Raw genomic sequence first — 12,704 nt, 5'->3', positions numbered from 1 at the left:
TAAATGAGCATTTTGATCGGACTCGCGCACGAGCCTGTTTTTAACGCAGCAATGGCAACGCAGATAGTTTTTCAACGGCCTGTTAGATGGATACTAAGGATTAGGACTGCATCCATGACTGCATCCCCCCTGCCCTGGCAGGCTGACAAGCCTTATAACCAACTTCCGCCATTGCCGCCCACGGCAGAGCTGGAAACCCGTGCAGTGCTCAAGCGCTGCATCGAGGCCCGCACAGCCCTGGCGGAATTGAAGCAGGCAGCCGAGCTGATCCCCAACCAAACGGTATTGATCAACACCATCCCGTTACTGGAAGCCAAGGACAGCTCGGAAATCGAAAGCATCGTCACTACCACGGATTTGCTCTTCCAGCATGCCCAGGATGGCGACAATCACGCCGACCCGGCCACCAAGGAAGCCCTGCGTTATCGCAAAGCCCTGCACCAGGGCTATCTGTCCTTGAGCGAGCGCCCACTCTCGACCGTTACGGCAGTGGAGATCTGCCGCACGCTCAAGGGCGTGGACATGGATATTCGTCGGGTGCCGGGCACCCAGTTGGCCAACGACCGCAGCGGCGAGATCATCTACACACCACCGGAAGGTGAAGACCATCTGCGCGACCTGCTCGCCAACTGGGAGCGCTTCCTGCACAACGAAACCGACCTCGACCCGCTGGTACGCATGGCCGTTGGGCATTACCAGTTCGAAGCGATCCACCCGTTCGCCGATGGCAACGGCCGCACCGGGCGCGTGCTCAACACCCTGTACCTGATTCAGGAAGGTCTGCTGAGCCTGCCGATTCTCTACCTCAGCCGATACATCATCGCTCACCGCGCTGATTACTACCGCCTGCTGCTGGATGTCACCCGCGAACAGGTCTGGGAACCTTGGCTGCTGTACATGCTCAGCGCCGTGGAAGAAACCGCCCGCTGGACCACCGCCAAGATCGCCGCCATCCGCAGCCTCTCGGAACACACCACCGAGTTCGTGCGCGAACGCCTGCCGAAAACCTATTCCCGTGAGCTGGTCGACGTGATTTTCGAACAGCCCTACTGCCGTATCAGCAACCTGGTCAACAAGCAGATCGCGCAGCGTCAGGCCGCCTCCCGCTACCTGAAAGAGCTAGTCGGCATCGACGTGCTGCGCGAAGTGCAGGTCGGCAAGGAAAAACTCTTCATTCATCCCAAGCTGATGCAGCTCCTGACGCGCGACAGCAACGAATTCCAGGCCTACGCCTGACCTTTATCGAGACGTACCCATGAGCAAGCAAAAAGACCAATTCATCGCCCTGCTGGGCGAACTGTTCCAGCTCAACCAACCCGAGCTCGACTTTGGTTTGTACCGCATCCTTCACGCCCGTAGCGCCCAGATAAAGACCTTTATCGATACCGAACTGGGCAGCGAGATCGATGCCCACTTTGCCGAGCAATCGCAAAGCAACGCCCACGACTCGCTCGAAGCCGCTCGGGTCAAGGTCGCCGAAACACTCGGCGAAGATGCCTTCCTGCCCACTGGTGAACTGAAACCCGAGTATCGCGGCACCAAGGTTGGCAAGGAGTTCGAGCTCGCTCAGCAGCAAGCCCGCGACGGCGGCGGCGTGTTGGCGGATGATGCCCAGGTCTACGAGCACCTGTACCGCTTCTTCAGTCGCTACTACGACAAAGGCGACTTCATGTCCAAGCGCTACTTCGTCGCCGAAAACGATAGCCGCGCTGCGCCCTATGCCGTGCCTTATGACGGCCGTGAAGTCATGCTGCACTGGGCCAACAAAGACCAGTACTACATCAAGTCGAGCGAAGCGCTGAGCAACTTCACCTTCGACCTCAGCACGGCACAGGCCAAGGAACAAGGCCAGCAAAGCGGCTTCGACTTCCAACCCGCGCATGCCACCCCGCTGAAGGTGCACTTCCGCCTGGCCGCTGCCGCAGAGGGTGAGCACAATAACGTCAAGGAGGGCCAGGAGCGTTTCTTTATCATCCACGCGGCAGAGCCGCTGAAACTGGAAACCAACGATAAAGGCCTGCCGGAACTCGTTATCCAGTTCGACTACCGTCCGGATCATGAAAAAACCGGCCAGGCGGCCACCTGGCAACAAAAACGCCTGGCTGAAGCCGAACAGGTGATTGGCGATCAACTCGCCAAGCTGGCCTCAGCAACTCAGCAACTCAGCAACTCAGCAACTCAGCAACTCAGCAACTCAGCAACTCAGCAACTCAGCAACTCAGCAACTCAGCAACTCAGCAACTCAGCAACTCAGCAACTCAGCAACTCAGCAACTCAGCAACTCAGCAACTCAGCAACTCAGCAACTCAGCAACTCAGCAACTCAGCAACTCAGCATTTTACTTTCGCCAGCACCCACTGGCAAGCAGCCTAATCGAACTTTATTAGGGAAATACCTGAGTCAATTCACTGCACGCAATACCATGGATTACTTCATCCATAAAAACCTGGGTGGATTCCTGCGTCGTGAGCTGGATTTCTATATCAAGAACGAGATCATCCGCCTCGACGATATCGAAGCTGCCGATGCCCCACGGGTGGATGAATACCTGAAGAAGCTGCGTGTACTGCGCAAGATTGCCCGCCGCATTATCGACTTTCTCGCCCAGCTCGAAGACTTTCAGAAAAAACTCTGGCTCAAGAAAAAATTCGTTGTCGAGACTCAGTACTGCATCACCCTAGATCGCATACCGGAAAGCTTTTATCCCGAGATTGCAGCCAATGAACAGCAACGGGAAGAGTGGGTGAAATTATTTGCCATTGATCAAATAGAAGACAACATTGCACAAACCGGATACAGCGCACCACTTACTATTAACTTCTTGAAAGAAAATCAATTTCTAGTTATTGACACAAGCCTCTTCCCTGAGCAATTTAAACATGAGCTTATTTCCAAGCTAGACAAACTTGACGAAAACACTACAGGGAATTTGCTGCACTCAGATAATCAACAGGGATTAAATCTGATCAGCGAAAAATTCAAGAAAGACATTGACTGCATCTTTATTGACCCACCTTATAACACTGGCAATGATGGTTTCATATACAAAGATGCCTACTGCCATTCATCCTGGCTATCATTCGCAAGATCAAGGATAGAGGCGGCCAAACCGCTACTTTCCGAAAGCAGCTATTTCGGTGCGACAATCGACCTTGTAGAATCCTCACGACTCAAATTACTTCTCGACGAAATATTCAGCGAGGAATCCTTTCTAGCTGACATAGCATGGGAAAAACGCTATACAAGGAGCAATAACGCCAAAAAATTTTATAGCCTTAAAGACCAGCTGTTAGTTTATGGCAATGTAGAAACTTTTAAAGAGCGCAGAACTGAAAGCTCATTAGATAACTATAGCAATCCCGACAAAGACCCCAGGGGCGACTGGATTAGTTCATCATATGTAAACCCAGCAACTCGTGAAGCAAGGCCAAATCTTTCGTACGAAATCGTAAATCCTTACACGCAAGAAAAAATCAGCCATCCCACTCACGCCTGGAAGTACGACAAACAAGTCCACCTGCAACACGTACAAGACAACAGGCTCTACTGGGGCGAAGCCGGCGACTATACCTACCCCAGGCTAAAATCTTTCTTAAGTGAAGCGTCTGAAAATATGGTGCCTGTCGACATATGGAAACATCAAGAGACCGGAACAACAGACGCAGGAGGAGCCGAACTAAAAAGCATGTTTGGCAAATCGGTCTTTGACAATCCAAAACCCACCTCACTTATCTCTAGGTTTGTTCGCTTGGTCGCAGACAACAAAGAACCAAGGCATGTTATAGATTTCTTTGCTGGCTCAGGCAGCACAGGACATGCGCTGATCAACCTTTCTCGACAGGCATGCAATAAGAAATACACCTTAATAGAGATGGGCGCCCACTTTGATTCAGTTCTGAAGCCTCGCCTCCAAAAATCAATTTACTCAAAAGACTGGAACGAAGGAAAGCCCGTATCTCGGGAAGGCATTAGCCATTGCCTGAAATATATTCGCCTAGAGTCTTTCGAAGACACACTAAACAATCTCCAACTCCCAGATACGCCTCGTTTGAATGTCAGCGCGACCGACTCCAGTGAGATGGCCCGCGACTATCTGCTCAAATACTGGCTGGAGTTCGAAACAACTGGCAGCCCGAGCCTGCTCAATGTTCGCGAATTTAGTGACCCGACCGCCTACACACTCAAGGTCAAACAGCCAGGCAGCGATGCCCAGGTGGAGAAAACCATCGACCTGGTGGAAACCTTCAACTGGCTGATTGGCCTGCATGTCGCCCACCTCGATCAGCCGCGCCGCTATGCCATCGAGCTGGTGCGCGAAACCGATCCCGAGCTGCCGCAGGATCAGGACACGCGCTGGCGCGCCACCTCAATCAAGGAGCGTGAAGACGGCGAGTTCTGGTTCCGCGCCGTGGAGGGCCATGTGCTGCGTGTACCGGGTGATGAATTGTCACGCGAGCGCGTGCTGGTGATCTGGCGCAAGCTCACCGGCAACTCCGGTCGCGACCAGGCGGCGCTGGAGGCCTGGTTGGGCAAACGTGGCATCAACCCACGGGAGAGCGAGTTCGCCCGTATTTACGTCAATGGCAACCATGCGCTGCCCAGCGATGGGGAAGCGGCCCTGCGCGTTCAGTTGATCGAACAAACCTTCGCTCAGCGCATGTGGGAGGACGCCTGAGATGGCTCGTGCTCCACGTAAAGGCAAAGCTCAGCCGCCCTTAGTGGCCAGCCATTTCCAAGAGGCGTTGGTGCTCAACCAGTACCTGATCAGCCTGTTTGGCATCGACCCGCTGGTCACGCACAAGGACGACACTGACAACGTTCGCCCGCTAGAGATCATCGCCAAAACCCTGCGCGGTGCCACGGCGGGCATCGACAAGAATGGCAAGCACCACTTTCTCACTGCCCTGCTCTCACACTTGCCGCCCCATGCCGCATTGACCCCTGCGGAGCTGGAGCGCTACGACGCCAATCTGGTGGCCCATACGCGCACCATCAATGCGCGGCGCAAGCACAAAGGTGAAATTGCCTGGAAGTACTTCCAGTGGCTGACGCTGCTGTTTGTCGAAATCTACCTCGACCGCTATTTCAACGACCGCCAGGGGCTTTGTGTTGCTCTCAATGCCTTTATTGAGCGCTTCAACCAGCACCACCTCACGCAGGGGCGCGAAACCGGCATCGGCGCTTACGCCGTCGAAGACCTCAACAAGCTCTGCCTGCAGAACGCCACAGGCAGCGGTAAAACGCTGCTGATGCACGTCAACCTGCTGCAGTTTGCCCACCATGCGCGGGCCACCGGCCAGACCGATGATTACAGCCGGGTGATCGTGCTCTCGCCGAATGAGCGCTTATCCGAGCAACACGAGCGTGAGCTGCGTGAGAACGGCTTCTACCCCGAGCCGCTGCGCCAGGAAAGTGACCTGATCTCGCGCGGGCAAAATGCCCTGGATGTGCCACTGCTGACCGAAATCACCAAGCTGGCGGACGAGCAAAAGGTCAAGCAGATGGCTGTCGACAGCTTCGGCGATGCCAACCTGCTGCTGGTGGATGAAGGCCATCGCGGCATGAGCGGCAGCGACTGGAAGAGCAAGCGCGACAAGCTGGCAGCAAAGGGCTTTACCTTCGAGTACTCAGCCACCTTCAAACAGGCCGTCAAGGCTGCCAATGACCGTGCACTGGCTGAAAGCTACGCCAAGGCCGTGCTGTTCGATTACAGCTACCGCTACTTTTATGCAGACGGTTACGGCAAGGACTACCGCATCTTCAACCTGCCCAAGGATGAACAGGCGCACAAGGACACCTACCTCACCGCCGCCCTGCTGGCGTTCTACCAGCAACTACGCATGTACACGGAAGCCGGCAAGCGTTACGCCGGCTATAACCTGGAAAAACCGCTATGGGTCTTCGTCGGCGCCAGCGTCAGCGGGCGCAAGGTCGACGAGGAAAGCGTATCGCCCTCGGACGTCGCGCAGATCCTCGATTTCCTCGCGCGCTTTCTGGCCCATCGTGAAGCCTTCACCACGCTCATCGACACCGTGCTCAACGGCAATAGCCAGCAGACCGGCCTGCTCGACGCCCAAGGCCGCGATATCTTCATACAGTCTTTCCCCTACCTGAAAAGCTTGAAGCAAAGCGCGGCGCAGCTTTATGCCGATATCTGCCAACGCCTGTTCCACGCCCCCGGTGGTGGTCATCTGGTGGTCGAGCGGGTGAAAGGCGACAGCGGCGAATTGCTGCTCAAGGTGGGCGAGGCCGAACAACCCTTTGGCGTGATCAACGTGGGTGACGCCGCAGCGCTGGCCAAACATGTGCAGAGCGAGCTGGAAGACAAACACTCCCTGGCCGAGGTGCGCCCGAGCGAGTTTGGCGAGCCGGTATTCGCGGACGTGCACAAGCCGACTTCGCCCATTCATATGCTGGTTGGCTCGAAGAAGTTCATCGAGGGCTGGGACTGCTGGCGCGTGTCCAGCCTTGGCTTGATGCGTATGGGCCAGAGCGAGGGCGCACAGATCATTCAGCTTTTCGGCCGTGGCGTGCGCCTGCAAGGCAAGGACATCAGCTTGATGCGTACCAGCCGCTATCAGCCGGTCAATCCGCCACAGGATATTCACTTCCTGGAAACGCTGAACGTGTTCGGCGTGCAGGCTGACTTCATGGCGACCTTCCGCGACTTTCTGGAAAGCGAAGGCCTGCCTCCGAACGACGCGCCGCATGTCGAGGAAATCAAGCTCAACGTCACCCATGACTTCGGCCAGAAGCTCAAGATCCTGCGCTCCAAGTTCCGCAAGGATACTCAGGAGCAGTACGACTTCCGCAAACATGGCCCCATCGTGGATCTCAGTATCGATGCCCTCCCCCCAGGCATGACCAAAGGCGCCATGCCGCTGGTGGTCGATCGCTTCCCACGTCTGCAGATGCTCCAGGCCACCGAGGTCACCGGCCAGACACCAGAGGCTATGGCCAACCCGCCACGCCACTTCGACAGCCTACGGCTGTCGATGCTGGACTGGGATCGGCTTTGGTTCGATTTGGAGCGTTTCCGTCGCCAGCGACATCTGGATAACGTCATCATCAAAGCCGGGGCATTACGCTCGTTGCTGGAGATCCCGGACTGGTATCGCATCCTGGTGTCAGCGCATTGGTGGACACCTTCGATGGCCAATCTGCGTCACTGGCAGTCCATTGCACTGGAATTGCTCTGTGGCGCTCTCGAACGCTGCTTCAATCACCAGAAGCGCAAATATCTCGACCCGCGCATGGAGCTGGTGCTGCTCACGCGTGAGCATGAAAACCTGCCAGGCGACGACGCCAGCTATCAGTTGATCGTCGAAGCAACGGAGCAATACCTGATCGACGACATCCGCAAGCTGAAGGACGAGCTCGCTCAGGTTGGCTGGCGTGACAGCGGCTATATCCAGGGTTTAAGGCTGGATGCTCACCTCTACGAGCCACTACTTTCCAGCGAGAAGGTGAAGATCCAGCCTGTCGCGCTGAACAAATCCGAATTCCAGTTCGTTGACGACCTACGCCAATGGCTGCAAGCCAACGAGGCGAATCTTGCCGAGCGTGGCGAGCGCATCTTCTTGCTACGCAACCTGGCTCGCAAAGGCGTTGGCTTCTTCGAGGCGGGTAATTTCTATCCCGACTTCATCCTGTGGTGCCTGAAGCCTGACGGCAGCCAGCGCATCTGCTTCATCGACCCGCACGGTCTTGAGCATGAAGGCCCTGGCAGCGACAAGGTTCAGCTCGCGCAAAACATCAAAGATCTTGAAGCTCGCCTGAATGATCCAGAAGTGAGGCTAGAGTCGGCCATCCTATCGCCAAGTACGAACCGCATGCGTATCGAGCATCTGTGGAGCCAACAAGGCCTTGGCGCACCTAACCTGGGCGATCTGCACATATTCTTCATTGGCGAAGAGGGCTATATGGACGAAGTGCTGAGCCTCGTATTGCAGTGAGCCACCATAGCAGCGGGCTACTCAACCCGCTGCCATGATCACTCACATACCACAGTAGTCGCGTTCGACTTCACTTCGGCAGATCAGCCTGCACCCGGCGCGGCAGCGCGGAGAGGAAGTTGTCGCGCGCCACCTTGTGCGCCACGTCTTCGGGCAAGGCATCGAGGAACGGGTCGAAGCCCTTCATGTAGTCGCCCAGGCTGCCGAAACGGCCGACCACATCCGAGCCCAGCATGAAACGCTCCGGGTAACTGCTGACCAGATGCACCCATTTCGGGTCAGGCTTGCCGTCCGCGTCCAACAGATAGGGGCGCAACATGGTCCAGGACAGGTCGATATAAAGATTCGGGTACTGGCCGAGCATGCGCTCGACCGTCTCCAGGAGGAAGTCGAGCTTCTCCTGATGACGGTGAATCTCGGCGCTGGTGCCGGCATGCGCCCAGATGAAACGCACATGCGGGTGGTTGCGCAGCGGCGCCTCGATTTCCTCCAGGAACAGCGGTTCACGCTCGCGCTTGGAGGTGATGTTCGAATGCAGCATCACCGGCAGGTCATACTCGGCGGCCAGGTGGAACACCCGCGCCAACGCCTCGTTGTTGGCGCGCGGCGCACTGCCGTGGATCAGCGCGGTGAGGTCGTCGTGACGGGTGAAGACCTCGCCGATGCCCTGCCACAGGCCGGGGTGCAGCTCCAGCATACGGCGGATGTGCGCATCGGCGTTCTTGTCGTTGGGATTGAAGCCGGACAGAAAGGGATGGAAGCGCTTGCGCTGCTCGGCGGGCAGACGCTTGTAGGCGGCCGCGATGAACACGTCGGTAGCGCTGTACCAATAGGCATTGGCGTCATCACCGGCGTAATAACGCGGACGCTTGGGCTCGTCCTCGTCCCATTTCTTGGCCACCGGAATACCGGAGAACATCACATGATCGACGTTGTTTTCCGCCATTTTCTCCAGCAGTTCGTCCATGCCGGCACTTTCCTGGAAAAAGTCGACGTAGTGCAGGTGGGCGTCGCTGTAGCGGTATTCGCGGGCCTGGGCGCTGCAGACGATAGCGGCACTGAGCGCGAGTATCCATGGCATCGTTCGAGATGTGAGCAAGGCGAGTCCTCCTGACGGTACGAGCAGCATAGACCGCCGAGCGGCCCGACAAGTTCGGAGATCACCCCACGCCATTCGCATCAGCGCCCTCAAAAGAAGCAGGCAACCAAAGGCCGCACCAAGCCGGAACATGAATAGCTGGCTAACGGCCTGAAACGGCCATGGGTACGTCAGCCAATGATGGCACCTCGCTTGCAGTGACTCAGGCAGACCAAACAGGGGAATCACCATGTTGCAGTTGCTGCGCAAGCCAACCCGCAAGGCCCAGGACGAGGCCGCATTGGACGCTTTGTTCCAACAGCACGACCTCACCATTCGCCTCCCGGAACACTATCAATGGATGACACGCCTTAACGACTTCAGCGCAGGTCTGCAGCAACGCATTCGCGCCAGCCTCGGCGCCGCCGTCGGCATCGCCGCGCATGCGCCACAACTGGCGCGCATCGCCGCTGCCAACCAACAAAGCGGGCAGACGCTGGCACAGTCATCGGAGCTGATCGCCAGCGCCAGCGAGCAGGTCACCACCACACTGGACGCCGAACTGGTGCCCGGTGCCGGCGAAGTCGCGCGCTTGTCCGCCGAGGTTTCCGCCACCCTCAACCAATGCCAGCAAAGCGGCCAGGCGGTACTACGGCAGGTTGAAGTGATCGATGCCAGCGAGGCGCAACTGGCTCAGGTGATCCAGCAACTGGCCGGACAGCTCGATGAAGTGAGCAAGGTCATCGGCGTGATCGCCAGCATCTCCCAGCAGACCAATCTGCTCGCCCTGAACGCCGCCATCGAGGCTGCCCGCGCCGGCGAACATGGTCGGGGCTTCGCCGTGGTCGCCGAGGAAGTGCGGCGTTTGGCTGGCCATACCACCGATGCCACCGGCCAGGTCAGTGGCATCATCGAGCGTTTCCGCGAAGGCATGCAGCAGCTCGGCAGTGCCGGCCAGCACATGAACCAGGCGGTGGCCGACGGCCGCGCCGGTATTCTCGCCGTCAGCGGCGGACTGGACAGCACGCGCCAGGCCATGGACCGCCTGGACGCTCAGGTCGGCCAGATCGCCGCCGGCACCGAGCAGATCGGCCAGGCGGTGCGCTCGATCAACGGCGATGTGCAAAACATCGCCCAGGTCGCTGGCGAGCTGCTTGGCAAGGCAGGTCAGGTGCTGCATCACAGCAAGGCCGTGCGCGAAGACGGTGATCGCCTGCTCGCCGGGCTCGGCGACTTCCGCCTGGAAATTCACGCAGCCGTGCGCGCCAGCGTCGAACAACTGGCCAAACGCCACGAGCTGGCCAGCGATGTGACAGCGGCCGAACGACTGCTTGCCGATACGCTGACGCGCGACAGCCGTTTCGAGCTGTTCTACCTGGTAGACAGCCGCGGCGTGCAGATTTCCGAGAACGTCTTCGCCGCCGATGTGGCGCACGGTGAGGATGCCAGCTGTCGCGGCCGCGACTGGAGCCAACGCCCCTGGTTCCGCGCCGTGGCCGAGCGAATGGAGAGTCATATCACCCAGGTCTACCGCTCCTCGGCCACAGACGACTTCTGCTTTACCGTTTCAGTCCCCATTGTCGATGAGCGCGGGCAACTGCTGCGTGTGCTGGGAGCGGACGTGAGGCTCTCGGCGCTGGTGTGATCGGTGCAGGCTGGGCTAGGCTGGCCACTGTCGATTCGTCACACCTCAAGAGAAGCGCCATGATCCGCATTCACAACAACAAGGGCCTGCAGCAGCAGATCGAAATCGGCTCGCACCAGCTCATCGGCGACGTCTCGCCCGAGCAGGGCGGGGATGGCGCCGGACCGGAACCGCACGATCTGTTCGACGCAGCCCTCGGCACCTGCAAGGCCATGACCCTGCTGCTCTATGCGCGCCAACGCGGCCTTGCGCTGGAAGGCATCGACGTGCACGTCGAGCGTGACGACAGCGAGGAGCGACAGGGCAACTACCGCCTGATAGTCGACCTGGCGCTCAAGGGACCACTGGACGAGACACAGCGCCAGCAACTGCTGCGCGTGGCGGACAAATGTCCGATCCACAAGCTGATGACCAGCACCGACATCCAGGTCGAAACCCGCCTGGCGGGAACACCGGCATGAGCGAGCTGCAACTGATCCGCCCGCGTGCCGAGGGCATCTCAGGCCAGCCCATTCTGCGCCCACTGCCCTCGGCACGCTTTCGCAGCATCGGCCCCTTCGTGTTCTTCGATCATAAGCTGGAGCATGACTACCCGGCCGGCAAAGGCATGAATATCGCCCAACATCCGCATATCGGCCTGTCCACCCTCACCTACCTGTTCGAAGGCCAGCTGCAGCACAAGGACAGCCTGGGTTCGGACCAACTGGTGGGCCCTGGCGATGTCAGCTGGATGACCGCAGGGCGCGCCGTCGCCCACGTCGAACGTACGCCGCCCGAGCAGCTCGGGCAGAACAAGCGAGCCCACGGCCTGGAGGTCTGGCTGGCTTTGCCAGAAGCCGAGGAACAGTGCGAACCGGCTTACAGTCATCACCCCGCCGCTTCGCTACCCCGCAGCGAAGCCATGGGCGTGCAGATCACCCTGATCGCCGGCAGTGGTTTCTGCCTCGAATCACCAGTACCGGTTCGCTCACCGACCCTGTATGCCGAGCTGCGCCTGGCCACCGGTGCCAACCTGCTGATACCCACCGAGCACAGCGAACGAGCCCTGTACCTGATCGATGGCGAAGCCGAGCTGGATGGCGAGCCCCTGCCCCGGCATACCATGGCGGTGATCCCGACAGACGAAACGCCCGTGCTCAGCGCCTGCGGCGAATGCCACCTGGCCCTGATCGGCGGCGAACCCATTGGTCCACGGCGAATCAACTGGAACTTCGTCGCCACCAGCCCGGAGCTGATCGACCAGGCGCGCCAGCGCTGGGCCGCGGGCGACTGGCCGCAAGTACCAGGCGAATCCACGCGCATCGAACTGCCGCGCTGAAACCGCGCCATCAATGACAGGCGCGCAAAGGCGCCTGTCGCTCGCAAAGGATTGCCCTCTTGTCCTCGTATCGCCCCCTCGCTGGTCTGCTGTTTTTGCCCACATTAGCAACCCGACGGCAGCCGTGTGGAACTAAGCATTCCCGAAGGCAACGACGCAGAACCGCCGAGCTTCGCCGTCGAGGACTACGATTTCGACGACCACCCGGATCTGGCGATTCGCGTGCCGGCCGGGATGGTCAACTCCGCCCACCACGTTTACCTCTACCGTCCGGCCCTGCGTCGTTTCGAGCAGTTGCAGATACCGCCAGCACTGATGGAACGCGTCAATTGCGCATGGCTGTCGGAGCTGCAGCCCAATAATGATGAAAACAGGCTGCGCCCATCGGGCGCAGCCTTTCGCTCAACGCATCGCAAACCTGGCGTCACTGCTCGGCGAATACCTCATCGAACAGATCGTTCATCGCCTTGAATGCTCGCGCGGCGACGTATGCGCTCCATAGACCCCATCTTCAAATGACCTCTCCGTATCCCGGATGCTGGGCTCCCTATTTTCCCGTGGAGTTCCGTCATGATGCGTCCCGACGCCAAAGTGCAGAAGGTCTATCTCTACCCAAAGCCCGTCGACTTCCGCAAATCCATCAATGGACTGGCCGCGCTGGTCGAGCTGGACATCAAGGTGGAGGTGTTCAACCCGGTGCTGTTCGTG

Annotated in this window: 9 protein-coding genes; 8 read left to right on the top strand and 1 reads right to left on the bottom strand. The window is 58.6% G+C overall.

What is annotated here, in order from left to right; all coding sequences use genetic code 11:
* Window positions 1-114 precede the first annotated feature (114 nt).
* Genes fic through DBO86_RS12040 form a run of 3 tightly spaced genes read left to right on the top strand, consistent with a single transcriptional unit; the run spans window position 115 to window position 7,955 of the window.
* Window positions 115-1,236, top strand: a complete 1,122-nt coding sequence (gene fic, locus DBO86_RS12055) for a protein adenylyltransferase Fic (protein WP_003460558.1) — start codon at window positions 115-117, stop codon at window positions 1,234-1,236.
* A gap of 19 nt (window positions 1,237-1,255) precedes the next feature.
* The gene (locus DBO86_RS12045) at window positions 1,256-4,675 is read left to right on the top strand and encodes a site-specific DNA-methyltransferase (RefSeq protein ID WP_244185542.1); all 3,420 of its coding nucleotides are present in this window, start codon (window positions 1,256-1,258) and stop codon (window positions 4,673-4,675) included.
* A 1-nt stretch (window position 4,676) separates the two neighbouring features.
* A complete protein-coding gene (locus DBO86_RS12040; RefSeq protein WP_108233768.1) occupies window positions 4,677-7,955 on the top strand; it encodes a DEAD/DEAH box helicase family protein in 3,279 nt (1,092 codons plus the stop codon).
* Window positions 7,956-8,025: 70 nt separating this feature from the next.
* Here DBO86_RS12040 and DBO86_RS12035 read toward each other — a convergent pair whose 3' ends face one another.
* Window positions 8,026-9,036, bottom strand: a complete 1,011-nt coding sequence (locus tag DBO86_RS12035; protein WP_104729888.1) for an amidohydrolase family protein — start codon at window positions 9,034-9,036, stop codon at window positions 8,026-8,028.
* Between the two features lie 247 nt (window positions 9,037-9,283).
* Here DBO86_RS12035 and DBO86_RS12030 point away from each other — a divergent pair, with 247 nt between their 5' ends.
* From DBO86_RS12030 to tnpB, 5 genes are all read left to right on the top strand, one after another.
* A complete protein-coding gene (locus DBO86_RS12030) occupies window positions 9,284-10,678 on the top strand; it encodes a methyl-accepting chemotaxis protein (protein WP_108233767.1) in 1,395 nt (464 codons plus the stop codon).
* 59 nt (window positions 10,679-10,737) lie between these two features.
* Window positions 10,738-11,139 carry an OsmC family protein gene (locus DBO86_RS12025; protein ID WP_108233766.1) on the top strand — a complete coding sequence of 134 codons (402 nt, stop codon included), beginning with the start codon at window positions 10,738-10,740 and terminating at the stop codon, window positions 11,137-11,139.
* A complete protein-coding gene (locus DBO86_RS12020) occupies window positions 11,136-11,996 on the top strand; it encodes a pirin family protein (protein ID WP_108233765.1) in 861 nt (286 codons plus the stop codon). The genes DBO86_RS12025 and DBO86_RS12020 overlap by 4 nt, the downstream gene beginning before the upstream one ends.
* 126 nt (window positions 11,997-12,122) lie before the next feature.
* On the top strand, window positions 12,123-12,467 hold the full coding sequence (locus DBO86_RS12015) for an FG-GAP repeat protein (RefSeq protein ID WP_242445011.1): 345 nt from the start codon (window positions 12,123-12,125) through the stop codon (window positions 12,465-12,467).
* Between the two features lie 99 nt (window positions 12,468-12,566).
* Window positions 12,567-12,704 (top strand): IS66 family insertion sequence element accessory protein TnpB (gene tnpB, locus DBO86_RS27050; protein WP_341865931.1); only part of this gene is annotated, 138 nt, incomplete at its 3' end.

This window comes from Ectopseudomonas oleovorans (assembly GCF_003052605.1).
GTDB lineage: Bacteria > Pseudomonadota > Gammaproteobacteria > Pseudomonadales > Pseudomonadaceae > Aquipseudomonas > Aquipseudomonas oleovorans_A.
This window is presented reverse-complemented; position numbering and strand designations above follow the sequence as displayed.